This is a genomic window from Pontiella sulfatireligans, assembly GCF_900890705.1.
GTDB lineage: Bacteria > Verrucomicrobiota > Kiritimatiellia > Kiritimatiellales > Pontiellaceae > Pontiella > Pontiella sulfatireligans.
The window spans coordinates 3,665,105-3,691,894 of record NZ_CAAHFH010000001.1 but is presented as its reverse complement, the minus strand read 5'-3'; the positions used below and the strand labels follow the sequence as shown (position 1 = coordinate 3,691,894).

At 56.3% G+C, this 26,790-nt stretch carries 28 protein-coding genes and 1 pseudogene; 20 read left to right on the top strand and 9 right to left on the bottom strand.

All coding sequences use genetic code 11. The features are described from left to right. Position 1: 1 nt before the first annotated feature. From SCARR_RS13115 to SCARR_RS13070, 10 genes and pseudogenes are all read left to right on the top strand, one after another. On the top strand, positions 2-2,008 hold the full coding sequence (locus tag SCARR_RS13115) for a proton-conducting transporter transmembrane domain-containing protein (protein ID WP_168433281.1): 2,007 nt from the start codon (positions 2-4) through the stop codon (positions 2,006-2,008). A gap of 13 nt (positions 2,009-2,021) precedes the next feature. After that, the gene (locus tag SCARR_RS13110) at positions 2,022-2,930 is read left to right on the top strand and encodes a respiratory chain complex I subunit 1 family protein (protein WP_136062017.1); all 909 of its coding nucleotides are present in this window, start codon (positions 2,022-2,024) and stop codon (positions 2,928-2,930) included. Between the two features lie 6 nt (positions 2,931-2,936). Then, the gene (locus tag SCARR_RS13105; protein ID WP_136062016.1) at positions 2,937-3,578 is read left to right on the top strand and encodes a hydrogenase; all 642 of its coding nucleotides are present in this window, start codon (positions 2,937-2,939) and stop codon (positions 3,576-3,578) included. 6 nt (positions 3,579-3,584) lie between these two features. Beyond that, entirely contained in the window at positions 3,585-5,024 is a 1,440-nt protein-coding gene (locus SCARR_RS13100) for a proton-conducting transporter transmembrane domain-containing protein (RefSeq protein ID WP_136062015.1), read from the top strand. Next, positions 5,021-6,553 (top strand): hydrogenase large subunit, encoded by a 1,533-nt coding sequence (locus tag SCARR_RS13095; RefSeq protein ID WP_136062014.1) that lies wholly within the window; start codon positions 5,021-5,023, stop codon positions 6,551-6,553. The genes SCARR_RS13100 and SCARR_RS13095 overlap by 4 nt, the downstream gene beginning before the upstream one ends. A gap of 14 nt (positions 6,554-6,567) precedes the next feature. Further along, positions 6,568-7,353 carry an NADH-quinone oxidoreductase subunit NuoB gene (nuoB, locus tag SCARR_RS13090; protein WP_136062013.1) on the top strand — a complete coding sequence of 262 codons (786 nt, stop codon included), beginning with the start codon at positions 6,568-6,570 and terminating at the stop codon, positions 7,351-7,353. Between the two features lie 14 nt (positions 7,354-7,367). Further along, the gene (locus tag SCARR_RS13085; protein WP_136062012.1) at positions 7,368-8,210 is read left to right on the top strand and encodes a PTS sugar transporter subunit IIA; all 843 of its coding nucleotides are present in this window, start codon (positions 7,368-7,370) and stop codon (positions 8,208-8,210) included. A 38-nt stretch (positions 8,211-8,248) separates the two neighbouring features. Then, complete coding sequence (locus SCARR_RS13080) at positions 8,249-8,443, top strand: Sec-independent protein translocase subunit TatA/TatB (protein WP_136062011.1); 195 nt, start codon at positions 8,249-8,251, stop codon at positions 8,441-8,443. 9 nt (positions 8,444-8,452) lie between these two features. Beyond that, positions 8,453-8,518: pseudogene (locus tag SCARR_RS29540) on the top strand (zinc ribbon domain-containing protein); the annotation flags it as partial. A 349-nt stretch (positions 8,519-8,867) separates the two neighbouring features. Beyond that, entirely contained in the window at positions 8,868-9,632 is a 765-nt protein-coding gene (locus SCARR_RS13070) for a hypothetical protein (protein ID WP_136062009.1), read from the top strand. A 46-nt stretch (positions 9,633-9,678) separates the two neighbouring features. Here the strand turns inward: SCARR_RS13070 and SCARR_RS13065 are convergent, their stop codons facing one another. After that, positions 9,679-10,131: a YiiD C-terminal domain-containing protein gene (locus tag SCARR_RS13065; protein ID WP_136062008.1), complete on the bottom strand. Its 453-nt coding sequence runs from the start codon at positions 10,129-10,131 to the stop codon at positions 9,679-9,681. A 336-nt stretch (positions 10,132-10,467) separates the two neighbouring features. Between SCARR_RS13065 and SCARR_RS13060 the strand changes: the two genes are divergently transcribed. The 3 genes from SCARR_RS13060 to SCARR_RS13050 all read left to right on the top strand — a co-directional run bounded on the left by SCARR_RS13060 (position 10,468) and on the right by SCARR_RS13050 (position 12,210). Continuing rightward, a complete protein-coding gene (locus SCARR_RS13060; protein WP_136062007.1) occupies positions 10,468-10,770 on the top strand; it encodes an MTH1187 family thiamine-binding protein in 303 nt (100 codons plus the stop codon). 133 nt (positions 10,771-10,903) lie between these two features. After that, entirely contained in the window at positions 10,904-11,530 is a 627-nt protein-coding gene (locus SCARR_RS13055) for a protein-L-isoaspartate(D-aspartate) O-methyltransferase (protein ID WP_222846289.1), read from the top strand. Positions 11,531-11,733: 203 nt separating this feature from the next. Further along, on the top strand, positions 11,734-12,210 hold the full coding sequence (locus tag SCARR_RS13050; RefSeq protein WP_136062005.1) for a hypothetical protein: 477 nt from the start codon (positions 11,734-11,736) through the stop codon (positions 12,208-12,210). A 22-nt stretch (positions 12,211-12,232) separates the two neighbouring features. Here SCARR_RS13050 and SCARR_RS13045 read toward each other — a convergent pair whose 3' ends face one another. Then, positions 12,233-12,616 (bottom strand): YbaN family protein, encoded by a 384-nt coding sequence (locus SCARR_RS13045; RefSeq protein ID WP_136062004.1) that lies wholly within the window; start codon positions 12,614-12,616, stop codon positions 12,233-12,235. A gap of 263 nt (positions 12,617-12,879) precedes the next feature. On the opposite strand from SCARR_RS13045, the gene SCARR_RS13040 reads away from it, so the two are divergent. From SCARR_RS13040 to SCARR_RS13020, 5 genes are all read left to right on the top strand, one after another. Continuing rightward, positions 12,880-15,849, top strand: coding sequence for a glycoside hydrolase family protein (locus SCARR_RS13040; RefSeq protein ID WP_136062003.1), 2,970 nt, complete (start codon positions 12,880-12,882; stop codon positions 15,847-15,849). A gap of 82 nt (positions 15,850-15,931) precedes the next feature. Further along, positions 15,932-16,747 carry an SDR family oxidoreductase gene (locus SCARR_RS13035; RefSeq protein ID WP_136062002.1) on the top strand — a complete coding sequence of 272 codons (816 nt, stop codon included), beginning with the start codon at positions 15,932-15,934 and terminating at the stop codon, positions 16,745-16,747. A gap of 168 nt (positions 16,748-16,915) precedes the next feature. Beyond that, on the top strand, positions 16,916-17,353 hold the full coding sequence (locus tag SCARR_RS13030) for an NfeD family protein (RefSeq protein WP_136062001.1): 438 nt from the start codon (positions 16,916-16,918) through the stop codon (positions 17,351-17,353). Positions 17,354-17,366: 13 nt separating this feature from the next. Next, positions 17,367-18,293: an SPFH domain-containing protein gene (locus tag SCARR_RS13025; protein WP_136062000.1), complete on the top strand. Its 927-nt coding sequence runs from the start codon at positions 17,367-17,369 to the stop codon at positions 18,291-18,293. A gap of 7 nt (positions 18,294-18,300) precedes the next feature. Then, positions 18,301-18,783, top strand: a complete 483-nt coding sequence (locus SCARR_RS13020) for a 23S rRNA (pseudouridine(1915)-N(3))-methyltransferase RlmH (protein ID WP_136061999.1) — start codon at positions 18,301-18,303, stop codon at positions 18,781-18,783. A gap of 9 nt (positions 18,784-18,792) precedes the next feature. Here SCARR_RS13020 and SCARR_RS13015 read toward each other — a convergent pair whose 3' ends face one another. After that, a complete protein-coding gene (locus SCARR_RS13015; protein ID WP_136061998.1) occupies positions 18,793-19,656 on the bottom strand; it encodes a hypothetical protein in 864 nt (287 codons plus the stop codon). 187 nt (positions 19,657-19,843) lie between these two features. Here SCARR_RS13015 and SCARR_RS13010 point away from each other — a divergent pair, with 187 nt between their 5' ends. Next, entirely contained in the window at positions 19,844-20,458 is a 615-nt protein-coding gene (locus SCARR_RS13010; protein ID WP_136061997.1) for a DUF4136 domain-containing protein, read from the top strand. Between the two features lie 14 nt (positions 20,459-20,472). Here the strand turns inward: SCARR_RS13010 and SCARR_RS13005 are convergent, their stop codons facing one another. Further along, on the bottom strand, positions 20,473-21,177 hold the full coding sequence (locus tag SCARR_RS13005) for a spermine/spermidine synthase domain-containing protein (RefSeq protein WP_136061996.1): 705 nt from the start codon (positions 21,175-21,177) through the stop codon (positions 20,473-20,475). Positions 21,178-21,250: 73 nt separating this feature from the next. After that, entirely contained in the window at positions 21,251-23,122 is a 1,872-nt protein-coding gene (locus SCARR_RS13000) for an ankyrin repeat domain-containing protein (RefSeq protein WP_136061995.1), read from the bottom strand. 338 nt (positions 23,123-23,460) lie between these two features. Between SCARR_RS13000 and SCARR_RS12995 the strand changes: the two genes are divergently transcribed. Beyond that, entirely contained in the window at positions 23,461-23,658 is a 198-nt protein-coding gene (locus tag SCARR_RS12995; protein ID WP_136061994.1) for a hypothetical protein, read from the top strand. A gap of 296 nt (positions 23,659-23,954) precedes the next feature. On the opposite strand, the gene SCARR_RS12990 is transcribed toward SCARR_RS12995, so the two are convergent. From SCARR_RS12990 to SCARR_RS12975, 4 genes are all read right to left on the bottom strand, one after another. Continuing rightward, on the bottom strand, positions 23,955-24,596 hold the full coding sequence (locus tag SCARR_RS12990) for a class I SAM-dependent methyltransferase (RefSeq protein ID WP_136061993.1): 642 nt from the start codon (positions 24,594-24,596) through the stop codon (positions 23,955-23,957). Between the two features lie 56 nt (positions 24,597-24,652). After that, the gene (locus SCARR_RS12985) at positions 24,653-25,384 is read right to left on the bottom strand and encodes a discoidin domain-containing protein (RefSeq protein ID WP_136061992.1); all 732 of its coding nucleotides are present in this window, start codon (positions 25,382-25,384) and stop codon (positions 24,653-24,655) included. A gap of 140 nt (positions 25,385-25,524) precedes the next feature. Next, positions 25,525-26,247 carry a hypothetical protein gene (locus tag SCARR_RS12980; protein ID WP_136061991.1) on the bottom strand — a complete coding sequence of 241 codons (723 nt, stop codon included), beginning with the start codon at positions 26,245-26,247 and terminating at the stop codon, positions 25,525-25,527. A 141-nt stretch (positions 26,248-26,388) separates the two neighbouring features. Then, positions 26,389-26,733, bottom strand: coding sequence for a hypothetical protein (locus tag SCARR_RS12975; protein ID WP_136061990.1), 345 nt, complete (start codon positions 26,731-26,733; stop codon positions 26,389-26,391). Positions 26,734-26,790 lie beyond the last annotated feature (57 nt).

Genomic DNA, 26,790 nt, shown 5'->3' with positions numbered 1-26,790 from the left:
CATGCAATACGAAATACATAACGGTTTGGTTCTGATTTTTGCGGCGACGATCATTATGATCGCCAGTGGATTGCCGGCCTGTTTTTTCGACCGCAGGTTCGTATGGACCCAACGGTTGACCACGGCCCTCATGTTGATTGGCAGCGTGCTTGGCTGGTGGGGACTGGTCGTGGCGTCGTTTGGAACTCCGGCCAGCTCAATCGTCTGGGATTGGCACTTGCCCGCTGGGCATTTTTCCATCGGACTGGATGCGCTGGGCGCGGTCTTCCTGATTCCCGTCTTCACGATTCCCGTGCTGGGTTCCTTCTACGGCCTTTCCTACTGGCGGCAAAGCGAGCACCCGGAGAACGGGCGTGGACTGGGCTTGTTCTACGGCTTGCTGGCTGGCGGCATGGCGCTGGTGGTACTGTCCCGCGACTCGGTTCTGTTTTTAATTGCCTGGGAGCTCATGGCCATGGCCGCCTTCTTCCTGGCTGGTGCGGAGGATGAAAAGGCCGAGGTTCGCCGCGCCGGATGGACCTATCTCGTGGCAACCCATGCGGGAACCATCTGTTTGCTGGCCCTGTTTGCCTTGCTGCGGCAGGTTTCGGGCGGCTTCGCGCTCTCCACTGTCGTGGACGGTTCGCTAACGACGGGCATCGCCGCCACGCTGTTTGTTCTGACGATAATCGGGTTCGGTTTCAAGGCGGGGCTGATGCCGCTGCATGTCTGGCTGCCCGGCGCGCATGCCAACGCGCCGAGCCATGTGTCGGCGGTAATGTCGGGCGTGATGCTTAAAATGGGCATCTATGGAATCCTGCGCGTCCTGACCTTGCTGCCGGTCACGGAACTATGGAATGGGGAAGTTGTGCTGGGTCTGGGCGCGATCACCGGGATTCTCGGCATTGTCTTTGCCATCGCCCAAAACGATATCAAGCGCCTGATGGCCTATAGCAGCATTGAAAACATCGGCATCATCACGATGGGCATTGGTCTCGCGCTGATCGGGCGGGCGCTCCACCGTGCCGACTTTGTCTTGCTGGGGCTCGGCGGGGCGCTGCTGCACGTCTGGAACCACAGCCTCTTTAAATCGCTCATTTTCCTCAACTCCGGAGCCATCATGCACGCGGTGCATACCCGCGATATGAACCGGATGGGCGGATTGGCCAAGTCCATGCCGGTCACCGCCGGACTCTTCCTGTTTGGTGCCGTGGCCATCTGCGGGCTTCCACCGCTCAACGGATTTGCCAGCGAATGGCTGATCTATCTCGGTCTGTTCCACAGCGTTGGTGCCGGAAGCAGCACCGTCTGGCCGGTCGGGGTGGCCGCCGTGGCGCTGGCTGTGATTGGTGCGCTGGCGCTGGCCTGCTTTGTGAAGATCTACTGTGTCGTATTCCTCGGAACGCCCCGCCATCCCGTCCATGGCCAACCGCACGATCCTTCGCGTTTGATGCGCTATCCGATGATGCTGCTGGCTGGCGGCTGCGTCGTGCTCGGCATTCTGCCCCAGCTCGGTTTCCCACTGCTCCAAAACGCCGTTGAGCAATGGATGGATCCGGTCGCCCCGGCGATTCCTCAGCTCGCTTCGGCTGCGCCTTTCCAATGGATCAGCAGCATGGCAATGGTGTTTATTGTCCTTGTGGTCGGCGGCTTCGTATTGCTTCGCCGGAAAATCGTCCGGCAGGCACCGGCTCTCGTCGGCACCTGGGGCTGCGGCTATGGGCTGGCCACCCCGCGGATACAATACACCGCCACGTCTTTCGGGGAAATGCTGGTTTCTCTTTTCCGCTGGGTGCTGTTTCCCCGGTTCCGGCGGCCCGCGATTTCGTCGGTGTTTCCGGCCAAGAGCGAATTCTCGACGGAGGTTCCCGATCCCGTGCTGGAGCGGGTCATCCTGCCCGCTTTCCGGCAGGCCGGACGGAATATGATGAAGCTGCGACTGCTCCAGCAGGGCCGCATACAGATCTATCTATTGTATGTGCTGGCCGTTTTGGTGTTTTTGCTCGGCTGGGGGAAGCTGGGCTTTTAAAGGAATTGAAACCATGATTAATCTACTTGTCCATTTTGTGTTGATGCTGGCCATGCCGCCGCTCTTGCTCGGGGTCATCAACAAAACCAAGGCGCTCTTTGCCGGTCGCAAAGGATTGCCGCTGCTGCAGAACTACTACGATTTGATCAAGCTCGCCCGCAAGGACGTCGTGATCAGCCAGACCACCACCTGGATTTTTGTCGCCGCGCCGGTCATCTCGCTCACGGGCATCGTCATGGCCGGGCTGCTGGTGCCGCTCGGCCCGTTCCAATCGCCAATCTCTTTTACCGGCGACCTGATCCTGTTTGCCTATCTGCTCGCCGTCGGCCGCTTCTTCACCACGGCGGCGGCGCTCGACACCGGATCGCCGTTCGAGGGCATGGGCGCCGCCCGCGAAGTCACCTTTGCCTGCCTGTCCGAACCTGTGTTGTTCTTTGCTTTGCTGGTGTTGGCCAAAATGTCCGGCACACTAATCCTCGGCGATCTGCTGCACGCGCCGCTGACGGTCGGCATCCAGGGGGCCGCCGCCTCGCTCGTGCTGGTGGCGATTGGAATGTTCATTGTGCTGCTGGCGGAAAACAGCCGCATCCCGGTTGACGACCCGAATACGCATCTGGAACTGACGATGATCCACGAAGCGATGGTGCTCGACCACAGCGGTCCGCTGCTGGGGCTGATTCTCTACGGAGCTTCGGTCAAACTGTTTGTTTTGAGTGCGGTATTGCTGCATATCCTCTTTCCGTTCCAGAGCGGGTATGCGTTGTTGGATTGGAGCCTGTTTATGGTTGAAATGCTCGGCGTTGCGGTTGCGATAGGAGTGGTTGAGTCAATTATGGCCCGTCTGCAGATGCGCCATGTTCCGTACTTGTTGATTGCTGCCATCCTGTTTTGTGCGTTTGGTTTTGTTTTGCTTGTGAGGTAAAAAATTATGAATCCGCTATTGAATGCATTGCTGGTGGTTGTGCTGGCGCTGAACCTGTTCGCGCTGGGCACCAGCCGCTTGGTCACGGTCATCAAGATCGTGAGTCTGCAAGGGGTGCTGCTGGGCCTTATGCCGTTTTTGATTGAAGGGCATCTGGGGTGGCGGCTGCTCCTGGCTTCGGGCGGGACGATTTTGCTGAAGGGCGGGATTATCCCTTTCATGATGATCCGGGCCATGCGCGATGTGCAGATTAAACGTGAGATGGAGCCGTTGATCGGTTTTCTTCCTTCCATGCTGCTGGGCGCGCTGGCCACCGGGTTTGCGCTGCTCTTTTCCAAATCGCTGCCGCTGGCGAGTGCGCACACCACGCCGCTATTGGTGCCGGCTTCGTTGGCCACCATCTTTGTCGGCTTTATTCTGCTCACGACCCGGGCTAAGGCCATCACGCAGGTAATGGGCTATCTGGTGCTCGAAAACGGCATCTATATTTTCGGCATGCTGCTGATGGGAGCCATGCCGCTGGTCGTTGAGCTCGGGGTTCTATTGGACCTGTTCGTCGCTGTTTTTGTCATCTGCATCATCATCAACCATATCAATCAGGCGTTCTCCTCTTTGGATACCCGCCGACTGGTTGCACTCAAGGAGTGAAGACCCATGGCTTTCGTACTGATTTTCCTTCCGTTGTTCATGGCTGCCGTTGCGGCGGTCGTACCCTCCGACCGGCTGCGCCCGTGGCTGCTGCCCGTTACGGGAACCCTGCATCTGGGACTGACGTTTCTGGTGCTGGCACGCCCCGGGCAGGTGGCCACGACGACCTGGCTGGTGCTTGATCCGCTCGGCAAAATTGTTCTGCTCGTGGTCAGCCTGCTCTTCTTCTTCTGCTCAATCCATGCCGTCGGTTATCTCAAGAATAGCCATACCCGTTCCAACCGGGTGTTCTGCGTTTGCTTCAGCGCCTTTCTGGGCGTGATGACGCTGGTCACCTGGTCGCACCATCTCGGGATCATGTGGGTGGCGATTGAGGCCACCACGCTGGTCAGTGCCCCGCTCGTCTACTTCGAGCACACCCCGCGCAGCATCGAAGCCACTTGGAAATACCTGGTGATCTGCTCCGTGGGCATCGCGTTGGCGTTGCTCGGTTCCTTCTTTCTCGCCTACGCCTCGCTGCACGCCGGGATCAACCCCACCCTGGTCTTCGAGGAGCTCCTGCAGCAAGCGCCCCATTTGTCCAAGCCCTGGCTCCACGCGGCGTTTGTGCTGATGCTCGTCGGCTATGGCACCAAGATGGGGCTGGCCCCGATGCATACTTGGCTGCCGGAGGCGCATAGCGAAGCCCCCGCGCCGGTCTCTGCCATGTTTTCCGGGGCGCTGCTGGTCTGCGCTTTCTTGGCGATCCTGCGGGTCTACCATCTCTGCCTGGCCGCTGGCGATGCGGCGTTTGTTACCCCGATTCTTATTTTCATGGGCTTGTTTTCCATGGCGGTGGCCGGGGTGTTCATGGTGGGGCAAAAGGACTTCAAGCGCATGCTCGCCTATTCCAGCATCGAGCACATGGGCATCCTTGCGCTGGGTATCGGCATCGGCGGAGTCGCCCTGTTCGGTACGCTTTTGCATGTGGTGGCCCACGGTGTCACCAAAGGCCTGTTGTTCCTTTCCGCCGGCAACATCTACCACGCTTACGGGAGTAAAAACACCGACGAGGTAAGCGGTGCGCTGCGGCGGCTGCCCCTGTCCGGCACGTTGTTCCTCGCCGGCTTTATCGCCATCATCGGCTCGCCGCCGTTCGGTCCGTTCATCAGCGAGTTTTCGATTCTGAACGCCGGGTTTGCAACCGGGCACTATGTCGCGAGCGGCTTGTTCCTGCTCCTGCTGCTGGTCATCTTTATCGGCATGGGCGCCACCGTGTTGAAGGTCGTCCAGAACCGCGAGCCGGCATCCGGGGCCGCTCCGCAACCCGTTTTCCGCGAAGGGCTGCTCACCGTCGCCCCGCCGATCGTTCTGCTCGGGCTGGTGCTGCTTTTGGGTTTGCATATTCCTGCGCCGCTAAGCAACCTTTTGCATAACGCAGTTGATTTCCTGGAGGTACAACCATGACCGCTCCATCTGAATTGTTGACGACCAGAAACGGCGAGGCTGTTGCGCTCGAAAAAATTCCCCGGCACGATCTGGCCGCGTTCCAGCGCATTGCATCGGGTGCCGTCGAAGGCGGGCAGCGCGTGGCCTCGTTCTTCGGTTACGATGCCGGCGAGCTCGGCGGCATCGACCTGCTGATGGTGCTCGCCAACGACGAAGATGGGCAACTGAATATCCTATCCACCAGCATCGAGGGCAATTCATTCCCCTCCATGACCCCCGACTGCAATCAGGTCCACCTGTTCGAGCGAGAAATCGCCGAGCAGTTCGGCGTCCGCCCGGAGGGGCACCCGTGGCTCAAGCCCGTGCGCTACCAGGCCTCCTGGCGCCCCGGTCGCGATGCCTGGAACCGGCCTGGAAACCAGCCGATCGTTCCCGGCTCCGGCGACTTCTACCGCGTGGAGGGCGACGAAATCCACGAGGTCGCCGTCGGCCCCGTCCATGCCGGCGTCATCGAACCCGGCCACTTCCGCTTCCAGTGCCACGGCGAACACGTGTTCCATCTCGAAATCGCGCTGGGCTACCAGCACCGCGGCGTCGAAAAAGCCTTGGTGGAACAACCCGCCAAGCGCGCCCTACATTATGCTGAAAACCTATGCGGCGACACCGCCATCGGCCATTCCACGGCCTACTGCCAAGTGGTCGAAGCGCTTTCTGGCTGCAGGAAAACCGTGCGGGCCCAGGCGCTGCGCGGCATTGCGCTGGAATTCGAACGCCTCGCCAACCACATTGGGGATCTCGGTGCGCTTTCCGGCGACGCCGGCTTTTTGCCGACCGCATCGTATTGCGGCCGCATCCGCGGCGACTTTCTCAACATGACCGCCGTGCTCTGCGGCAACCGCTTCGGGCGCGGCATGCTCCGCCCCGGCGGTGCGGGATACGATCTTGACGACGCTGGAATTGAAGATCTGCTGACGCGGTTGGAGGCTGGCGAAAAGGATGCGGCCAGCGCCATTGAACTGCTGTTCGACACCCCCTCGGTGCTGGCCCGGTTCGAGGGCATCGGCCTGCTGCCGGCGGACGTCTGCCGCGAGTTGGGCATCGTGGGCCCGGCGGCACGGGCGGCCGGACTGGAGCGCGATGTCCGGCACGACCATCCCTCCGGCATCTACCGTTTTGCGCAACTCCCGCTCCCCACCTGGAACTCCGGCGATGTCTTCGGGCGCGCGTTTGTCCGCTGGCTGGAAATCAAGCATTCGATCACCTTCATCCGCGATCAGCTCCATGCCTTGCCCGCCGGCGATGTTCGTGCGGTAACCGGGCCGCTCAAACCGGGGCATCTAGCGGTTTCGCTGATCGAAGGGTGGCGCGGCGAGCTCTGCCACGTGGCGCTCACCGATGCGCAGGGAAAGTTCCGGCGCTACAAGGTAACGGATCCTTCGTTCCACAACTGGGCTGGGCTGGCCTACGCCCTGCGCGACCAGCAGATTTCCGACTTTCCGCTCTGCAACAAGAGCTTCAATCTTTCCTATTGCGGCCATGACCTGTAACGGAGACCGAAACCATGTTTGATATCCTGCAAGCCCGAATCCACCAGAAGCACCGCACCATCCGCTTCCCCGATGCCCCGCCGCCCCCCGTGCCCGACCGTTTCCGCGGCCGCCCCGAGATCGATACAGCCCGTTGCGTCGAGGGCTGTCGCGCCTGTGCCGAAGCCTGCCCGACCAACGCCGTCGCCATCGCCGACGGCAAGCTGCCGGTGATCGATCTGGGCCGATGTATTTTTTGCAACGACTGTGTGCAAGCTTGCCCGCAGGAAGCCATCGCGCACAGCACCGACTACCGTCTCGCTGTCCGCGAACACGAAAACCTCGTACTGGAACCTGCCGATGCTTTGGTGCTGGCGGAAGAGCTCGGCAAAAAAATGAAGCGGCTGCTCGGCCGCTCGCTCAAGCTGCGCGTGGTAAGTGCCGGCGGCTGCGGCGCCTGCGAGGCCGATGTCAACGTGCTCGGCACCGTCGGCTGGGACTTAGGCCGTTTCGGGATCCAATACGTTGCCTCGCCTCGTCACGCCGATGGTCTGCTCATCACCGGCCCCGTGACGCAAAACATGAAGGCGGCGCTGCTCGACACCTATGCCGCCATGCCCGAACCCAAGGTCGTCATTGCCGTCGGTTCCTGCGCGATCTCCGGCGGGCCCTTTATCGACCATGCCGAGGTCAACAACGGCGTGGATTCGGTGCTGCCCGTCGATCTGTATATTCCCGGATGCCCGCCGCATCCGCTTACCATCCTCGATGGTCTGCTGCGCCTTCTCGGGCGCGTGGACGACTATAAAACCACTGTTTAACAGGAGAACTAAAAATGACCAACCGAAAACTCATTAACCAGCTCATTCAGCTGCAGGAACTTATTGTGGCGCGGATGCAGAAAAAAGTCGTTATGCCCCAGGCTCCTCTTGATGCGCTTGACAAAAATATTGCACAGCTTAGCGCAGACCTCCCGCAGGCGATCAATAGTCATCTAAACCGTCTGTTGAAGAAACATCCCGAAGCGGTTGTGCCGTTTGTCGACGGGCACTGCACCGGTTGCGGCATGGGGGTGAGTGCAAGCTTGATCAACGAGATTCGCCATGCGGACGAGCTGCACCGCTGCCTGAACTGCACGCGCTATCTCTATTGTCCGTCGGAGATTGTTGCCCGCGAGCATGCCAGCCGGGTTTACGGCGAAAAGCGCAAGATCGGCCTCGCCCGGTTTTCCGCGCAGTCGCTGATGGTTTCTCCGCTTACGGGGGATACGCCCGAAGAGGCGCTCGGCCAGTTGTGCAGCCGGATGCAGCAGGAGGGGTTTGTGTTCGATGGCGGCCAGCTTCTAGAAATGGCGCTTCAACGCGAGACCATCATCAGTACGGCGGTCGACAGCGGCATGGCTTTTCCGCACGTCCGCGGCGTCGAAGGCGGCGGCCTGACGATGGCGCTCGGCGTGCATAAGAAGGGCATTCATTTCGGCGGCCCGGGCCGGACGCTTACGCGCCTCTTTTTCTTCATGGTCATCCCGACGGCCACCAGCGCGTTTTATCTCAAGCTCATCTCCGGCCTTTCGCAAATCTTCCGCGAAAAAGAGGCGCGCGAGGCGCTGCTTGCCGCCGATAGCGAAGAGGCGCTTTGGAGCGCCCTGATGCGTCAGACCCGCAAGGTCATCAAGTAGGACATTGTTCCAGTCATTGGAAAACGAAAGAAAACATTATGAATACATTGGCCTTTATGGGTATGCCCGGCGGCAGCGAGATGGTGATCGTGTTTTTGGCCATTCTGTTGCTGTTCGGCGCCAAGCGTCTTCCCGAACTCTCGCGTTCGTTGGGCAAGAGCCTCGGCGAGTTCCGCAAGGGACAGGAAGAGGGCACCCGACCCGATCCCATTGAAACCAAAGACGACCAGTAGGATAATTCCATGAAAAAGTGTCCATTCTGCGCGGAGGAAATCCAAGACGAGGCGATCAAGTGCAAGCACTGCGGTGAATTTCTGGATGGCCGCCAAGTGCCCGCACCGCCGAAGGCGAAGGTGCCTTTCTATTTCAGCACCTCGTTCATCGTCGTCTCGTTTTGCTGCGTCGGCCCCTTGGCCTTGTCGCTGATCTGGTGGCGGCCCGGCATGAGCTGGACGGCCAGGATCGTATGGACGGTGGTGGTGCTGGCACTGAGCGTGGTGTTTTATGAAATCGCCATGAAATCGGTCGAGACGATTAAGCAATACTATGAGCTGATCGAGGGTTTCTAGAATAACAGAGTTGCACCTTGAAAGCCCGGGGGCTTGCAACCAAGATGACGTTGCGGGTTTAGAATGCTTAGCAACAGGAGAATGAAAAATGGAAAAACATCATCTATATTTGTCGGTGGTTCCCGAAGCTTTGGTGGCTTCCATGCTGCCGGCGGAAGAGTTTGGCCGTTATCTGGCGGTGGGTTCGCATAAGCGTTCGAGCGGTGTGGCGATCTACTTTGAAATCGATCCGGATTTCAGTTCTGAATTCTTCAATATGGGGATCGTGCCGGAGCGTTGCGTCGCGCACGCGGATGGATCGCCCAAGCGGTCGCTCTATCTCGGGGTCTACCGTGTGATGGAGCACATCCCGCTGGAGGTGCTTGGAAAGCTATACCTCACCACCCGGGACGGGCAGGTGCTGGTTTTGGAGCAGGGCGAACTTCCAACGGCGTTCCCGGACGCGCACTATCTCTATGATGAGCTATGCCCGGTTCATCCGCTGATCGCCAGCAAGTTTGATCCCATGGTCTTCACTAAGTTTGCCACCAATCCGGGCTCGCCCTTGTGCGTGCCGAAAATATTCTTCGCACAACTGGATCCGGCCGCCATTATTGGTGCCGACAAAACCGCTGAAGGCTCGCCGGCCATTCATAATCTTCCCGCCCGGATCAAGGAGTGCTTCGAGGAACTGGATGCGGTGGACAAACCCTCCAAGACGGCCGACCGAACCCGGCAACTGACCTTCCGGTGGAACCATATCAAAAACGGGTACTATATCGGGGATCAGGATCGGTTGCTCTACTACCCGTTCCCGTCCGTGGAAGCACTAGGGCGGAATCATCATGCCTGGTGGCGTTCCGCCACGCTTTGACCTCCGAGATGATAAAGGTATATGACGAGCTGGTTGAGGAGCTGTATTAAATACCGCTGTTGAGCGGATTCCAGCCTCTGGAAATGATGGCGTAGGATGCAGTCATGCAGGCGCTCGTTCCCATTCGGCTTTGAACGGTCAGACGACTGCGTCCGCGTTTTTCAAGCTCTTGGGAAACGCGGGCCATTTCCGATGGACTAACGGATGCTTCCGCTTTGAGCTCGGATTGAACCGGGCCGGAATATTCGGTTTCGCTTTTCACGACCATCACCTCCGCATCAAGGTCGGCCTCTTTCAGACCAATCGTGATCACCGCCCAACCGGCGAGAACCAGCATCGAAGAAATGCTTCCTGCAAAGCCGGTGCCCTTGTCGTTCAGGTTGGGTTTCAGCGGGGCAGTCAGTTCAAGCTTCCCGTTGGCATAGTGCGTTGGTTTGATCTGCAGCGCTTGTGCAGGGGCAATGTCTTTGAAGAGGTTTTCGAGCTGTTCAGCATTCATTGGAACAGGTTGCCATTGTGTTGTGCTCAATGCGAATGAATACAAAACGGTTTATGCCGCGGAGACACGGAGGTCAGGAGTTTTGATGGATTTACCCTATACGATTGCATCGTAGAAAGAGGACAGGATCATTGGATGACAGGACTATGCCGTTCCGGTATGGCGCGAATAGTCCCGTCCAATAAGTTCTCCGTCGAACCACTGTAGTTTTCTTGAGGGTGCTCTAGATTTTTTTGCTCTGTGCCTCCGTGTTTCCGTGGTGAAGCTTTCACGCCCTTGGCTCGACATTTCGGCGTATTTTGCTAACCTTCCTTCGTTGATAAGGAGATTCCGATTATGAAGGTCATTGTTGATTTAACCATTGTTCCGATTGGCGTGGGCATCTCGCTCTCGAAATATGTGGCGGCGTGCGAAGACGTGCTCAACCGCCCCGGGCTGAAGACCGCCTTGCATGCCAATGGAACCAACATCGAAGGCGAGTGGGACGAAGTATTCGCTGCGGTCAAGGCGTGCCACGAAAAAGTGCATGGCATGGGTGCGCCAAGGATCCACACCAACATTAAGCTCGGAACCCGAACCGACCGGGAGCAGTCGCTTGAAGACAAGGTCAACAGCGTGGTGGCTAAGCAGCAGGGCTAGTTTTTTTGGCCGCGAGAGAACGCAGAGAAGCGCAAGAGACCAAGGCTTCTTTCTTTGCGTCCTTTGCGCTAGATTGCTCTTGTTCATCTCAATCATGTGGCTAACCTCCAGTTGTTCGGCAAAGGAGGTCCCTATGGATGTGCAACGCAAGATGATGGTGGCCGTTCTTAAGCAGCAAGGCGTGAAGGACGGGCGCGTCATCGAAGCCATGGGCAAGGTGCGGCGCCACGTCTACATTCCCGAAGCGCTTCGGGGACGCGATCCATACGGTGACCACCCGTGCCCGATCGGCCACGGGCAAACCATCTCGCAGCCTTTCATTGTGGCCTACATGACCCAGCGCATCGAAGTGAAGCCCGGTATGCGGATCCTCGAAATCGGCACCGGATCCGGCTACCAGGCCGCGGTGCTCGCCGAGCTCGGCGCCAAGGTCTACAGCATTGAAATCATTCCCGAACTCTCCGATCACGCCCGCGCCGTGCTCGCCGCCGAAGGCTATAAAACCGTCGAAGTTAAAACCGGCGACGGATATAAAGGCTGGCCGGAACACGCGCTCTTCGACGCCGTCATCGTCACCTGCGCCCCCGACAAAATTCCGAAGGAGCTCGTGAAGCAGCTCAAGGACGGCGGCCGCATGATTCTGCCCGTCGGAACCGGCATCCAGCAGCTCGTTATCCTCGAAAAAACCGGCGACACGTTTCGTGAGATCCCCGACATGCATGTCCGCTTTGTTCCGATGGTTAAAGGAAATGATGATTGAGCCGTGAGGCGTGACCTGTATCCTTCCCAACAATCCCCTCTAATTCCCTTGCCTCAAAATCCTCCAGTCACCATCGTCTTCTTTTGAAGAAACAGCGGATTGATATTGAATATTGAGAATAGGCATTTCTGCCCGATTATGTAGTCAACATCCGGATATCAGGCAGACTTGCCAATCAATAATATATTGGGGACAGATAAATAATGAAAAAGAAAAGAGTCATGCGAGTAATCATTATTTCCCTGTCGATTCTTGCCGTTTCAGCAGGACTTTTCTTCTTTCACATGACATATGGATATTGGTGGGACAGACCATCAATCAGTGATGATGACATCACAGAAATCATAATTCATGAAGGTAACTTCATTCCTCCTGGTGTATCCCCAGTAATAAACTTAAGTGGAAAATCAGATGAGGCACATAGAGTCATTCGATCAATTAACGGCGGATGGCATTATCCACAGTTACTCAAATTTGGAGGTAATTACTCCTTAACTATATATCATTCTGACTCAAGAGAAGAATACGTGGTCATAGGATCACAGCACATATCTGTACGTTCAGGTGAAAGATACAAGAAGTACCGAATTTTAAGAGACATTACCCAAACCATTGCCGAGATAAGAAAAAACAACCCCAACCGGCCATCTGAGGTTGTCCTGCCGCTCAGCGATTCATAAATCGTGATGGAACCCGTTCCAGTTATTCCTGATTTCCATCGCACACCTTGATTCGCAGCACGGTGACGAGGCCGATGAGCAGGATGAGGGTTCCGGCGATGCGGACGTAAAGGTTGTCGATGGCGAAGCCGACGGCGTAGGTGCCGAATACGATGATGGAGGCGACGGCGATGATTTTGGCTTTACGGGGCATGCACCGGTTTTCGTGCCAGTTGCGGATGATGGGGCCAAAGAGGTTGTGTTCCATGAGCCAGCGGTGGCATTTTTCGGACGAGTTGGCAAAGCAGGCGGCGGCGAGCAGGAGCAGCGGCGTGGTGGGGAGCAGCGGCAGAAATATGCCGACCGCCGCCAGCGCGGTCAGCGCAAAGCCCGCGATGAGCAGCGGTATTCTCTTTCTTGTTCCCATGGTTTAGAAAAATGGTGGATCGGGTGGTTGGAGTAAACCGGAAACCGTCACCATTCTCCAGACACGCCAGCGTAGTAAAACCACGAAATACACGAAAGATCATATGCTCCTCGCAGCCTTGCTTTCGTGTATTTGGTGTATTTCGTGGTTAAGCACAGTGGTTGTTGGTCAGAGAAATGTAGAAATCGGCTGGCAAACGGAGGGCGGGTACGGGATAGTCTCGCCAGCAACGGACGTAGTCCGGCGAATTTTGGAGAGAGGAAATGAAGGCTGGCTTGATGAGGTTGTTTTTCTGGGGATTGATGGGACTGTTTGCCGGAGGTTCGGCGTGGTCGGTGGACAATCCGCTTCCGGTTGAGCTTGATGGTTCGCTTGTGCGCTACAACGGTTCGTTCTACGCCATGAGTGCTCAGACCAACGGACAGATGCTCGGATCGTCGAATCTGCAGGACTGGACGTCGCCGGTCGCCGTCTTACCGCCAGAGATCGGCGGCCCCTATGATTTGGCCTACCGGAACGGGCTCTTTTATTTATATGCTGAGGGCAAAGGCTTTGCCGCCGGCGCCGAACCGCTCGCGCCGTTTTCCGCGATTCGCAAGGCGGGCCTCTCCGGCGAACAGATGCGGCTGTTCCAGGATAAAAGCGGCGCGTTGTTTTCCGTCAACCGCCGTCTGGGCAGCAAGAAGGAGGGCGAAATTTGGTTGCAGCGCTATGCCTCGCCGTGGAAGACGGCCGACCGCGCAACGGAGCTGCTCGACGGCCGGCGCGGTATGTGGGATTCGCTCGACAGCGCCGATCTGGGGGAACCGGAAATTCTCGACTACCGCGGCAGCTACTACTTGCTCTACGCCGCCAATCATCCGGGGCCTCGCACCGGTCTGCGTGAAATCGGTGTGGCGATGAACGAGAATCCGCGCCGTTTTGAAAACCCCGACAAGCTTGCCGACCCGGTGCTGGCCCGCAATGTCGAACGGTTGGCTCGCACCTATGCCGCGGTGCTGCCCACGGCGGCGTATGCACCATGGAAAGCACGCTATACCACGAAGCGGCCGGATAAGAATTGGGCGGTTCCCGGAAGCAAGCTTTCGGGGTGGCGCACCGGCGACGGGGGCTTTGGCTTTCCGGCCGAGGTGGGCGAGGCCCAGCTTTTTACCTGCCACACCAAATGGAAGGAAAATGAGATCTGGGTTCGACGTGAATTCGATCTGCCGAGCGGCCCTTTAAAAATGCCCTTGCTGCAGTTGCGCCACGAAGGCGCAGTGCAGGTGTTCCTTAACGGGAAAATGGTATACGAATCGAAGGAGCCATCGCTGTCCTATAGTAATTTCGATATTTCCGAGGCGGCGGCGGGGGCGTTCAAACCAGACGATAATTTGCTGGCGGTGCATGCTGTTGCGCCTAAGAGGGCGGACTACCGTTTTCTGGATTTCGGCCTGTTCGATGCCGGCGATGAACCGGTTGAGCCGACGGTTTACGGCCTCGATGCGCCGCGCATCGTGACCGGACCGAACGGTTTCGAAAAATGGGTGGCCTACCGTGCGTGGTGGAACGGCCAGCGAGGCACCGGCCTCGACCGCGTCTTTTTCTACAACGACGAGATGGTGATCGATGGACCGACTACGGCCAACACGCCCGGCTATCACCCGCCTCCGGCCAAGCCGACCTTTGCCGACTCCTTTGCATCATCCGGAAGCGCTGCATGGGCGGAGCGCTGGAGTGCGGCCGGCGGCGCATGGGCGACCACGAACGGCGTTATGCGGCAAGCCGAAACCAAGGGGCTTGCCCGGGCATATATAAAACGGCCTCCCGCGGCCAATTATCTCTTTGAAACCAGCATCCGCATCACGTCTATGGAAAAAGGCATGCGCGGTGCGGCCGGCGTGGTGGCTTGGAGCGACGGGAAAACGGATATGCTGATTGGCATCAACCCCGTTACGCGCACGTGGGAATACCACCTCGAGCCCGGAGGCGGATCACCCCGGCGCCAGTCGCTGCCATCTGCCTTTCAATGGTCTGAAGCGCCGAAGGGCATCGATGCGGCGGCTGCGCCGCTGCATCGGCTGCGCATCACGAAGAACGGCGCCTATTTTGAAGTGTGGCTCGACGAAATGCTGCTGACGCCCGGTAAGCCGCTGATCACGGAACTCCACGGCGCCGGCGTGCCGGGGCTGTTTTGCAGCGGGGCGGCGGCCGAGTTCGACGGCGTGGTCTATACCGTTGGCTGGGACGAGCATGCCGAGTACATCACCGACTGGGGCTCGGCGGCGGACGGCACCCAGCCCAGCGGCGAGTGGCGGCACGACAAAGACGATGGACTCGAGCAGTGCCGGCACTCCGTTCCAGGCCTCGCCTTTAAGGGCGATCTGCTTGACCAGTATGAATTCACCGTGAATCTCGAGACCGAAAAACTCGAGGAGGGCAAGGAGCGGTTGTACGGCGTTTTTCCCGTTTTTGCGAACCGCGACAACTATCTCAAGGCTGTAATCGACACCCGCGGTCGCCAGCTTCTGGTTTCTGGAAAATTAAACGGCCGGGACATCGGTCAGATCGCGAAGACGCTTCAGCGCCAAATCGTGCATCGGCATCTTTTCGACGATGAAACCGCCTACCGCGACATTGCCGCCTGGGTCTACCAGCTCCGCTCACAGTCGGTTGTCAGCGCGCTGGACGTTCGCTGGCTCGAAGGCGACTTTGAACATTTGCGCCAAGAGTTCTTCGTGCCGTCTGATGACATGCTCATTCGCTATGCCAAGCTCGACCGCGGACGTGAACCGATGCTCTGGGACGACGGTCGCTTCTACGATGCCGACGAACCCAAACCGTATGCGCAAAAGCCGGAAATCCATAATCATATTGCCATTCGTCCGGAGATTGCGAACAACGTCGGATTTGGGCTCTACATCCCGTCCTCCATTGTAATCGACTCCCGAACGGGCCGTTATATCCGCGACTACAGCCCCGGCGAAGACCTAGACAACAACGAGGAGATTGGCAGCGACACCATCGACTCTGACACCATGTCCAGGCCTCAGGAAACGGTGATTACGGTTGAGGTGGAATCGAGTTATTTCTTCCGCTGCATCAAGCTCAAGGACCGCGTTATCATTGAGCTCAACGGCCAGCCGATGCTAACGATTAAAGGCGAGTGGCCTGCCTCGCAGGTCGGGCTCCTGACTGAGGGCCAGCCCTGTTTCTTCAACGGCATCACCCTGTACCACCTTCCGGACGAATAAAACAGCCACTCGCTTTTCCCTTGAAAGGTGGGTTTGTTTTTGCTCTTATCTCAAACCTTTGAGGAAACAATAGGAGTTGTTTATGAAAAACCTTTTCGACATACAGGATAAAGTCATTGCCGTCACCGGCGCCGCGGGTGTGCTGGCTGGCGGAACCGCAAACTATCTGCAGGAGCAGGGCGCATTCGTGGTCTATCTCGATCTGTTTCAGGACAAGGTCGATGCGACCGTGGAAGAGGCCAAAAAGATTTCGGACAAGTGCTGCGGCTTTGCCTGCAACGTGCTCGACCAAGCCGCGCTCGACGAGGTTTGCGCCAAGGTGCTCGAAACCTGCGGACGCATCGACGTGCTCATCAACGGCGCGGGCGGCAACATGCCCGGCGCAACCATCGGCCCCGACCAGGATGTGTTCGACCTGAAGATCGAAGACTACTCCAAGGTGCTTGACCTCAACCTCAAGGGAAGCGTCCTTCCGACGATGACGTTCGCCAGGGCGTTTAAGGAACAGGGCTTCGGCTGCGTGGTGAACTTTTCCTCCATGTCTTCGCCTCAGGCGCTGACCCGCGTGCTCGGCTATTCGAATGCGAAGGCCGCCATCGATAACTTTACCCGTTGGATGGCCGCCGAGATGGCGCTGAAGTATGGCGATAAAATCCGCGTCAATGCCATTGCCCCCGGCTTTTTCATCAGCAACCAAAACCGTGCACTGCTCACCAACGAAGACGGCTCCTACACCGAGCGCGGCCAGCAGGTGATCAATAAGACTCCGTTCCGCCGCTTCGGCGAGCAGGAAGAGGTCTTCGGCACAATCCACTACCTCATCTCCGACGCCGCGTCGTTCGTTTCCGGAATCGTCGTCCCCGTCGACGGCGCCTTCTCCGCCTTCAGCGGGGTGTAGATGCGTGATGATTGAGACGTGAATTGGCCTTGCAGACGCGAAAGCATGCAGGGGCAATCAAGTCTCAATCGTCACGTTTCACTCCCCGCATTACAAAGCCTCCTCTTTATTGTAATCGAAGAATTTAAGCTTATACTCTAAGTTTCTTTTCATTCGAAGGAGGCGGTTATGTTTAGTCCTGTGTTTTGGTGGGCCTTGGTCGGCATCGGTTTGATGATCTGCGAATTTGCAGTGCCGGGCTTGATTCTCTTTTTCTTTGGCCTTGGTGCGCTTGTCACGGCGCTGTTTGCATGGCTGCTTCCGCTGTCGCTCACGATGCAGCTGATCGTTTTCACGATTGCTTCGCTGGTTTCGCTGTTCGGTCTTCGCCGATTTCTCAAACCGGTTTTTGCCGGCAAGGCAACCGCCGGTGCCGGCGACGGGCTTTCGGAAGGGCTGGCCGGCGAGGAGGGCAAGGTAACCGAGGCCGTTGCGCCCGGTGCTCCTGGAAAAATTCTCCCGCACGGAACGTCGTGGAAGGCGGAGTCGGAAGAATCTCTTGAAGCGGGACAGGCCGTGGTCGTGGTTGGCCAGAAAAGCCTGACGCTGATCGTTAAAAGCAAGTAATGGAGGCAGAACAATGGGTGGTGGATTGATATTGATTGGAATCGTCGTTGTCTTTGTGGTCATTGCGATTGCAAAAACCATGCGGATTGTTCCGCAGCGCAGTGCGTTCATTGTTGAACGGTTGGGCAAATACAACAAGACGCTTGAGGCGGGACTGCACATACTGCTTCCGTTCATCGACAAGGTGGCCTACAAGCACACGCTCAAGGAACAGGCCGTGGATGTGGCGCCGCAGATGTGCATCACCAAGGACAATATTTCGGTGGAGGTCGATGGCATCCTCTACATGCAGGTGGTGGATCCGAAAAACGCCTCGTACGGCATTGGCAACTATAGCTTTGCCTCGACCCAGCTGGCTCAGACCACCATGCGTTCGGTCATCGGCAAGCTCGACCTCGACAAGACCTTCGAGGAGCGAGACTCCATCAACGGCGCGATCGTCGAGGCGGTTGATGCTGCATCCGATCCGTGGGGCGTGAAGGTCACACGCTATGAAGTGAAAAACATCACGCCGCCGCAGAGCATCAAGGAAGCGATGGAAAAGCAGATGAAGGCCGAGCGCGAAAAGCGCGCCGTCATCGCTGAATCCGAGGGTGGGCGCCAGGCGCAGATCAACCGGGCCGACGGCGAGAAGCAGGCGGACATCGCCCGCTCCGAGGGGGAAAAGATGAAGCGCATCAACGAGGCCGACGGTCGCGCCGCCGAAATCCGCGCCGTGGCCTTGGCCACCGCCGAGGGCATCACCGAGATCGCCAAGGCGATCAACGCCGAAGGGGGAGCCGATGCGGTTAATCTGCGCATTGCTGAGCAATACATTTCCGAGTTCGGCAACCTCGCCAAGACCAACAACACGATGATCATTCCCGCTAACCTTTCCGATGTCGCCGGTGTTGTTGCCACCGCCAAGGAAGTGATCGGCAAGATGGGCACTCAGGTATAGCTAGCGCATGAAAATTTGTGTTTTATTCCCCGGAAAAATCAAGCCGAAGGCACTGTTGGCAGCACAGGATGAATATGCCAAGCGGTTGAAGGTGTTTGGTGTTGAGGTGCTTGAATACAAGGACGAGAAAGTGTCTTCGCGTACGCCGGAGCAAACCAAGCAGGCCGAGGCGGAGCGCGTCTTTAAGCTGTTGAAGGTGGGCGACTATCTGGTGGCTTGCGACGAGCGCGGCAAAGCGATCAAGACTCTGGAAATGGCGGCGTTGCTGCGCGCGTCGCGCAGCGGGGATTTTCCGCTGGCCGGCAAGCGCCGCATGGTGATTGTAGTTGGTGGCGCATTGGGGTTGGCCGAGTCCGTGCGGCAAAAGGCCGATGCGGTTTGGCAGCTTTCTCCGCTGGTGATGGCCGGGGGCGTTGCGCGCATCGTATTGCTTGAAGGGCTTTACCGCGCCTTCACGGTGGTCGAGGGTCACCCCTATCACAATGAGTAGGCTTTTTCTTTATTCCTTCGGTTCTTCTTTTTCTTCGCTTTCATCTACAGCTTCCGGCTCTTCGACGGGGTCCCATGAATATTTCTTGGGGATGCTTGGAGGAAGGGCGATTTCGCGCACGAGCTTGTCGCGCCCGGGGCCTTGCATGGAGAGCTTGATCCATACGCCTTCCAGGCTGCCTTTGAGGTCGATTTTATCGCCCCATGTCCGGCTGGCGGAGCGCTTGAGGATTGACACGCTCTGGGTGGGGAACTCTTTGCTTTCGCCGGCCTCAATGGCGCGGATCTTGAGCTTGCCTTCTTTCACTTTGCTTTCTTCCATGGAGAGATAGCGCTCGGGGCGGGGATCATCCTCGCGGCGGTTCTTGTTGGCCTTCTCGTCCTTGACGGCCTTTTCCTGATCGTAGTAGATCCGGTATTCCATGGTGAGATTCTTCACTGGAATCTTGGTTTTGTTTTCGATCAGCAGGTTGAATTTGTAGTGGGTGATTTTGTCAATCGCAACCGTCTGTACGCCGGAGTCGCCGCCGCGGCGTCCGCCGGCTTCCTCCTCGCCTATATCCACCTCGTGTTCTTTTTTCGTGGAGTTGACCTCTTTGCGAACGACGTCCAGCTTGAATTTCGATGTGGAAAGAAAGTGTTGCGCCGTCTGCCATGCATCGACATATCGCTGGTCTTTTGCTGAAAAAGCCGTGGGGGCGACGGTGATCCGTTTTTTGTCGGCGCGCTCGATCAGCACCTTGCCGCTCGCCGCGTCGTACGAAACGATGCGGGCGCTGAGCGTCCGGCCATCCTGCGCGGTGAAGGTACGGTAGGCTTCATCCGCGTACGTTGCGGCGGTTGCCAGAATAATCAGACCGATCAGTTTCATCATATATCCCTCTCCAAGCTGCTATTGCATGCTAGCATGCCGTCCTCAATAAACGAAATGACTTTAGACATATTGTACAGTGCTCGCATTTTTAATCTGCGCGCCGTCTTTGGAGCGGGGGGAGCTTGCATAAACAGGCTAAGAAATTGATGATGCATCTTGTCTAAACCAATGTTTCTGGGAGATCAGCATGATAAAAAGCATTACTCAATGGATTTGTGCAGCCGCCCTTGCGGGACTGGCGACCTCGTGTGTCGGCATCAAAGTGGAGTCGTGGAAGAATCCGGAGGTTGGGGAGCGGCCGATGGGCAAGACCATGGTGCTTGCGATGGCTCAAAGCGACAGCCTGTGCCGGCAATATGAATCCATGTTTTGCATGGATCTGCAAAAGCTGGGGGCCGAGGCCCGCTCGCTGCACGCTCTCGTTCAAGACGCGGGAAAGCTGGACGAGGAGCAGTTGGTTTCGCTGCTTCGTGAAAATGGGTTCGACTCCATTCTCGTTACGCGCCTGATGTCGGAAGACCAGCAGCGCGGAATCGGCGCCAGCAACAGTTTCCCGACCTACTATGCCAGCTACTGGGGGTACTATTCGACCGTATATGTCTCTTCCTATGGAGGGAATCAAGGCGACATCTATCAGGAATACCGGCTGGAAACCAACCTTTACGATGTGAAGACGCGCAGCCTGATCTGGTCGGGCAGGAACGTGGTTTACGACGACCGCTCCAGCGAAAGCAACATGCGCGGCATCATCAGCGCCGCCGTCTACGATCTCAAGGACAACGGACTGCTCCAGAAAAAATAAGGCAAATGCCGCGTTTAGGTTTTGCGTGATCGCGCCACGTAGACAGCACCCACCGACGTTCCGCCCGTGATGGGGTTTGCAAACTCGATGGTGTGGGATGCGGCCTCGGTAAACACCAGCCTCAGGCGTTCGGTAAAAAACGCCTCGGGTGCTCCGTCCGCCCACATGGCGAATACGCCTCCGGGCTTCAGGTGGCGCGTCATTTCCGCAAGGCCTTCCTCGGTGTAGAAATGCGTGTTCGTTTGGTGCAGCACGTTGGTCGGCGTGTGGTCGATGTCGAGCAGGATGGCATCGAGCTGTTTTGTCGGCGCATTACGCATGAGGGCGAAAAAGTCGTTTTGTTCCAGTCGGCAACGGGGATCGTCCATCAGCGTCTTTCCCAATGGAACCAGTCCGGTCTGATGCCACTCGATCACGCCTTCGAGGTAGTCCACCACAACGAGCGATTCCACCCGCGGGTCGTTTAGCGCCTCGACGGCGGTGTAGCCCAGTCCAAGCCCGCCAACCACCACATCGAGACCGTCGTGGTCCAGCGCTCCGAGGCCCAGCTTCGCCAGCTGCGATTCGGCTTCGTGGAACAGGCTGGTCATCAGAAAATCTTCGCCCAGCTTCACTTCATAGATGTCAGTGTCGCCGAATTGGGCCATGCGTCTGCGGCGCAGCATCAAGTCGCCGATGGGGGTGGGGCGGAAATCCAGTTCTTCGTATAAAAAACTCATGCCGCACCATGATTGGAACAATACGCAGGGTCAAACAACTAACCCAACTTCTCTGAATCCGGCCATGTGTGGATTAAGGCCGTGCGCCGGCTTCTTTGAGGAGGGCGAGCATTTTCTCGTCGCCGTTGGCGAGGGCGCGCCGGTAGGCGGTGCACACCTTTTCGTAGACATCGCCGGGCGTCAGGTTTCGAGTGGTAAGGTTGTTGCTCATTCTGTCGTTCACCGTTGCCCCCAGACCGATAAGGGTTTTCACGGCGTCGATATGGCCTTCGCTGACGGCGTGCATGAGCGGTGTGGTGCCGTAGTTTGAACGGGCGTGGATGTTGCCCCCGTTTGATGAGAGGTATCGGATGAGTGCGCTGTTGCCGCTTTTGGCGGCAAAAAAGATGGGAGAGAGTTTGCCTTCCGTCGGGATGGTGCGTCCAAACAGGGAGGTTTGCAGTTTGCTGTAGCCGGTCTCCGCCCGGACATCCGCGCCCCGCTGTTCGATGAGAAAGCGGGCCGCTTCCAGATTGCCGCCGTGGCAGACGTCCATCAGCAGCGTCCGGCCCTTGGTGGCCTTGAGCCATGTCCCGGAGAGATTGTAGTGTTGAACAATGTAGAGGCCGGCCGATTGGTTTTTGCTCGCGAATATTTTATTGATTCGGCCGAGGGTGGTGCCGTCGGGGCGCGGCAGCGTGTCCATGGTGTTGTGCACGTTGGCCATGATTTCGGGAATGTAGCGGATGAACAGCTTCTGGCTGGAGGCTAGCGCCCCGAGATCGATCATGTAGATGTCGATGTCGCCGGCCTGGCTCATGGCATAGTCGAAGACCGCTCTGTTGCCGCATTCCAGCGACCAGTTCATCAGCTCGGTGTTCTCGGAGCGGGTCATTGGCTCCTTTGCCTGGCGGAGGGCGATGAGGCGCATGGCGTTTTCGGTGTCGGACTGCTTCATGCAGAATTCAATGGCATCGCCGAAGTACAGTTTGTGCATGGATGCCAGCACGTCGTCGGGCAAGGTCGCCAGGAAGGCGGCGTCTACGGCGGAGAGGGTGCCTTGCCATTCGTCGAGCTGCAGGGCGGCGAACGCATATTCTGGATCGGCCCGGAGCGCATCGGCAAAGGGGGCGCCAAAGCCGGTTTCATCGAGATCGACCCGGTTGCATGCATAGCCGAGTTCAACGAGTTTGCAGGCCAGTGCCTCGTCCTTGAGTTCGAGAAAAACATAATCCCCCAGAGCGGCCATGACCTCCTTCGTTTTCCAGTCGATGAATTTCACGTCGTTGAGAGCGGGCATGTGGGCGATGAAAAACTCGACGCGCTCCCGTTTGTTCCTGAGCATGGCGGTTTCGATCTGCTCGGCAAGAAAGCGGCAAAAGCGGGCGTTGAACTCGGTTTGCTCCTGCGGGCTTTCGACCTTGTAGCCGCTGGCTTTAAAGGCGCTGACATGAGCATTGAAAAACGTGATGTTGTATTCCTCTATCGCACGGTTCATGAAGACGGACCGAGCTTGCTCGGGGTATTCAGCCATGAAATAGTCGCGCCAATCCGGGCCGAGCGACCAGTACTGCAGCAGGCCCTGGTATTGGAGATCCGGCTGAATGCCGCGTGCGAAGGCCCATCTAAAGGAGTCCAGATTATTCGCCTGCATCGCTAGTTGACTGACCCGTGCCGGCACCGCGTTGAGCGCGGAGGCATGTTTGGCCAGAAATGCCTTGGCGGTTTCGGATGCCGGCTCGCCGGCGCGCAACAGGGCGGCGTTTTCGTCGGCGCCGCGGAGCCATGCCAGCTGCAGCAAAAGGTTTGATCCGGCGGAACCTTTTTTCAGGCCGGCTTTCACCTGGGCCATCTGCGCTTTTTCATCTACGCCGGCTTCCGGCCGTTTTGGGCCGGAGCACCCGGCCAGCAGCACGGCGAGTGCGAGGGATAGCGCGATGTATGATGTTCTATTTGTTTTCTTCATATTTTGGTTCCGTAGTTCGCCGCATAAAGTGGAATAAACATGAGTGGCTTGCAAACATTTTTGGAGCTGCAGGCTCTGGTTCCACGCGGAATCCGTTTCGGAGGCTTGAAGCTGTAGCCGGAGGCGGCGACTCCGGAGCGATAGTTGGGTCGGAGAATCCGATGCCTTGAATCTTGAGACCTGACCCCGGTTTTTGACGACCTAGGAGCGGCGGCCGCTCGTGGAAGCGTTGATGGGGTTCCGCGGTTTTCAGCAAACCGCGGCGATGGTGATCATCAGCGAGATTGGCGACTTCAAACCCTAACCAACGAACCGGAGGCTACGCCCCAGTTTTAACAATGGAAAAGACACCCCCTTCAGTTCGGCAAGAAGGGCTTTCCCGGGAGGTGAAGGCCGTCAGCTGGCACGCCCAAAACCGGCTCAACAAACGGAGTTTCAAACTGGCGATGCGCGGTATGCACGTGAACAAGATCCGCGTCGCCATCGCCTGCGAGCTCTCCTCCTATATTTGGGACATCGCTCACTTCGTCGGCTAATTGATAAAACCCGCGAACCACCATCCACTCAACGCGGGGGAAAAAACACGCTTTTAACTAATTGAACCGAACCCGGGGGCGCGCGACGAGAGCTGCGGAGGCCGGTCCTTGATAACGTTATGAGTTACGTCGATGTTCCGTCTGGGGCAACGGCCAGCACTCGTTAGCCAGACGAAGGGATAGCCGCGACAATCGTTCCATGAGTTCCGTTTGATTATCCATCCCTTCATTGAATTCTTTGCGCCCTTTTCCAGCGCGATCTTTGAACCCTTTTCCAACTCGCAGGCGATCGATACCTATTCTGAGCAAAGCAGATATGCTCCCAAGTTGCCCTCACCAATAATCTCAGTCTTTTTTATAGTCAGTTTAAGCGACTTAATCAGTCCTGGCATTCCATTGTTGGCAAGGAAATCCCGGAAGTTCCTAAAATGCTCCCGACCTGCTGCAATCTCAATAAAGTAAATTAGTGCCTTGTAGATCCAGCCTTTGGGGAATCGAATCGAACCAGGATGATAGTCGATCAGCAAAATGCGCCCTTCTCGTTTCAGAACACGTACCATCTCATTCATTACCTGCAATCGGATATCTCGACACATTTCATGTAAGGTCAGCATGCCAATGACCAAATCGAAGGATTCGTCTGGATAGCACATTTCTGAAGCGCTACCCAGCCGAAGTTCGGCTTGGTTGCCTAATTTATTCTTGGCTTCCTCTAGCATTGCAGGAGATGCGTCTATACCAAAGACTTTACAACCAGCTTTATGATAAAGATTCAAATTTGTTCCAGTACCACATCCCACATCTAAAACAAGCATGCCCTCTCGGGGAGGATACACTTGCATTCCAATCTGCCTTAAGGATGTGGCGAATCGTTCAATGAAGATGTCATATTTCTTTGCCGAATTTGCATATGGATCAGTATTCATTGTATCCCCCATTACGTTGTCCTATCTTCAAAACATCTTTTTCCCCTTTTTGCCTTCCTTTATCTGGGTTAAGGCGTATCGCGTTCCTGTACCCGATAGAATTGATTCGAATATAGATTCGCATCTTGCAGCGTGACGGCATCACCATTACCTGGCACACCAACTTGTCCCGCTACGTTTGTCCAGTTCCCCGATGTTAGATCATCGTTCCTCTGCAACGTGTAGTACCCATCCGCTAGAGAAGGGAAAGAAACTTCGATATGAGGAGTTTCCATCTCGAACACTTGAAAATCTAATTCCCCTACATAGGCAGACCGGTAGTTTCGCCCCGTGTACCGGATATAGCGGGCAGAATACGCTCCCATCACATCGTTGGTGCGTATGCCTGCATCAGAAAGGGAATCCATCATTGCGGAATGTCTATTGGTCCATACGGCACCGTCACTGGAGGTCTCGATAAGATAATACGCTGTCTGAACAGGATAATGTACAAATCTCCCGATCACCACGTTGCGCTCCAAATCCAGTGTGAAAGAAATCTCGTTACTGATTCCTTGATGACTGTACCAGACTGTATCGAAGTCTCCGTCCACAACGTTCAGAGGGTCACCTAGTACAACGTTTGTGTGCGGAGTGATATTCGTTCCCAATGCCACATTGTCAACGCCGAGCCCGCTTGTTTGATACATAGACATTGATGTGATGTGAAAATCAGCGGCCTCAATCTGGAGTATTATTCCAAATGAAAGTATCCCTGCCGTTAGACGCGCCGCTCTTTGGGTCATGATGCCTTTATTCATAATCGATTCTCCGGCTTGGTAAAGCCATATGAACGTTATGGGTGAGTGGCGTGAAAAAGCATACCCCATAAACTCGATGCGAGCTGTTGATTTCAAAACAACCCTGCGTTTTTCACGTACACTCCACCCACTTGGACTTCTCATATATTGTGGATGGGTGGGATGATTCGGATGATTATTATTTCATGAGTTTTCTGGCCATCATTCCGTTGATCAATGAGTCCTCCCATCGCTGTCCACACATAAGGGGGTTGTGATATTTCTGTATTCAGCCCTCTACTTTCAAAAAAAGGCATTTTTATTACTAGACCGTCTTTGGTCTTATACTCATCAAATGCCTTAAACTTTCGGTTCATCATGTCTACTTTGTAGTTAACAACATTGTCTTTCACCTGGTTAACAGTGATAGAAACTGACTTTCCGAATTTATAAGGCTCTTTCCTACAGACAACGTTTCCTTCAACAACGTTGGCATCTACTGCCATTGCTTCTGTTTTAGTTTGGTCATTTGTTACTGATTCTCCGATGCCTGCGTAAACAACAGGAAACTCAATAAGTTCAATGTCCGATCTTTTTATGAGGTCTTCGATTTGCGACTGCGTGAGCACTGGCTTTGGAAGCTTGGATACGGGGGGGGTGATATGTTGCTTTCCAAACAGATCGTTTTCTTTTGGCTGGGTGTAATTTTGAATGACTGCATTGGTATCATAACTGAATCCTAATTCTTGGATAATCGAATCTGGAGATGCCACTTGCAAACACTGAAAAGCGTATTTTGTTTTGTGTGGTTTTGGAGAGGAAGGAGTAGTCGAACAGCCAGCGATCAATATAACTACAAATAATGTTATGATTGTTTTTGTCATTATCTTTTCCTTGTCATCCCAACGTTAAACGTGAGCCTCGGTGCACATAAACATTGCCTTACTCAGCGGGCGTTTTCACCGTAGGCTCGATGTTCTTGATACTCATCTAAACCCTTCTGATAGGGCTGTTATTTCCTTAAGCTAAAATGAGGTGCCTCCTTCTGTCCAAGCAATACGGCTGACCACCCGAAGGCGGCGTCTCCAATTGGCACTAATCGAAGGAGGCATGAGATGAAGTATTACAAAACGACGACGAAATACAACTGCGGAATCGATCTGCATACGAGGCAAATGTACATCTGCGTGATGGACCTGGATGGGAACATTCTGGTTCACCGCAACATCCGGAACAACGACTTCGGGTTTTTCCTGAAGCTGGTGGAACCCTACAAGGATGATCTGACCGTAACCTGCGAGAGCTGCTTTGTCTGTTTCTGGCTGGCGGATGCCTGCGTGGATGCCGGGATCAAGTTTGTGCTGGCCCATGCGTTCTATGTGAAGTCGATTGCGGCGAACAAGCATAAGAACGACACGGAGGCGAAG

Coding starts and splice junctions, on each gene's coding strand:
- SCARR_RS13115 (WP_168433281.1), top strand. CDS start 2: ATGCAATACGAAATACATAACGGTTTGGTTCTGATTTTTGCGGCGACG.
- SCARR_RS13110 (WP_136062017.1), top strand. CDS start 2,022: ATGATTAATCTACTTGTCCATTTTGTGTTGATGCTGGCCATGCCGCCG.
- SCARR_RS13105 (WP_136062016.1), top strand. CDS start 2,937: ATGAATCCGCTATTGAATGCATTGCTGGTGGTTGTGCTGGCGCTGAAC.
- SCARR_RS13100 (WP_136062015.1), top strand. CDS start 3,585: ATGGCTTTCGTACTGATTTTCCTTCCGTTGTTCATGGCTGCCGTTGCG.
- SCARR_RS13095 (WP_136062014.1), top strand. CDS start 5,021: ATGACCGCTCCATCTGAATTGTTGACGACCAGAAACGGCGAGGCTGTT.
- nuoB (WP_136062013.1), top strand. CDS start 6,568: ATGTTTGATATCCTGCAAGCCCGAATCCACCAGAAGCACCGCACCATC.
- SCARR_RS13085 (WP_136062012.1), top strand. CDS start 7,368: ATGACCAACCGAAAACTCATTAACCAGCTCATTCAGCTGCAGGAACTT.
- SCARR_RS13080 (WP_136062011.1), top strand. CDS start 8,249: ATGAATACATTGGCCTTTATGGGTATGCCCGGCGGCAGCGAGATGGTG.
- SCARR_RS13070 (WP_136062009.1), top strand. CDS start 8,868: ATGGAAAAACATCATCTATATTTGTCGGTGGTTCCCGAAGCTTTGGTG.
- SCARR_RS13065 (WP_136062008.1), bottom strand. CDS start 10,131: ATGAATGCTGAACAGCTCGAAAACCTCTTCAAAGACATTGCCCCTGCA.
- SCARR_RS13060 (WP_136062007.1), top strand. CDS start 10,468: ATGAAGGTCATTGTTGATTTAACCATTGTTCCGATTGGCGTGGGCATC.
- SCARR_RS13055 (WP_222846289.1), top strand. CDS start 10,904: ATGGATGTGCAACGCAAGATGATGGTGGCCGTTCTTAAGCAGCAAGGC.
- SCARR_RS13050 (WP_136062005.1), top strand. CDS start 11,734: ATGAAAAAGAAAAGAGTCATGCGAGTAATCATTATTTCCCTGTCGATT.
- SCARR_RS13045 (WP_136062004.1), bottom strand. CDS start 12,616: ATGGGAACAAGAAAGAGAATACCGCTGCTCATCGCGGGCTTTGCGCTG.
- SCARR_RS13040 (WP_136062003.1), top strand. CDS start 12,880: ATGAAGGCTGGCTTGATGAGGTTGTTTTTCTGGGGATTGATGGGACTG.
- SCARR_RS13035 (WP_136062002.1), top strand. CDS start 15,932: ATGAAAAACCTTTTCGACATACAGGATAAAGTCATTGCCGTCACCGGC.
- SCARR_RS13030 (WP_136062001.1), top strand. CDS start 16,916: ATGTTTAGTCCTGTGTTTTGGTGGGCCTTGGTCGGCATCGGTTTGATG.
- SCARR_RS13025 (WP_136062000.1), top strand. CDS start 17,367: ATGGGTGGTGGATTGATATTGATTGGAATCGTCGTTGTCTTTGTGGTC.
- SCARR_RS13020 (WP_136061999.1), top strand. CDS start 18,301: ATGAAAATTTGTGTTTTATTCCCCGGAAAAATCAAGCCGAAGGCACTG.
- SCARR_RS13015 (WP_136061998.1), bottom strand. CDS start 19,656: ATGATGAAACTGATCGGTCTGATTATTCTGGCAACCGCCGCAACGTAC.
- SCARR_RS13010 (WP_136061997.1), top strand. CDS start 19,844: ATGATAAAAAGCATTACTCAATGGATTTGTGCAGCCGCCCTTGCGGGA.
- SCARR_RS13005 (WP_136061996.1), bottom strand. CDS start 21,177: ATGAGTTTTTTATACGAAGAACTGGATTTCCGCCCCACCCCCATCGGC.
- SCARR_RS13000 (WP_136061995.1), bottom strand. CDS start 23,122: ATGAAGAAAACAAATAGAACATCATACATCGCGCTATCCCTCGCACTC.
- SCARR_RS12995 (WP_136061994.1), top strand. CDS start 23,461: ATGGAAAAGACACCCCCTTCAGTTCGGCAAGAAGGGCTTTCCCGGGAG.
- SCARR_RS12990 (WP_136061993.1), bottom strand. CDS start 24,596: ATGGGGGATACAATGAATACTGATCCATATGCAAATTCGGCAAAGAAA.
- SCARR_RS12985 (WP_136061992.1), bottom strand. CDS start 25,384: ATGAATAAAGGCATCATGACCCAAAGAGCGGCGCGTCTAACGGCAGGG.
- SCARR_RS12980 (WP_136061991.1), bottom strand. CDS start 26,247: ATGACAAAAACAATCATAACATTATTTGTAGTTATATTGATCGCTGGC.
- SCARR_RS12975 (WP_136061990.1), bottom strand. CDS start 26,733: ATGGGCCAGCACAAACTTGATCCCGGCATCCACGCAGGCATCCGCCAG.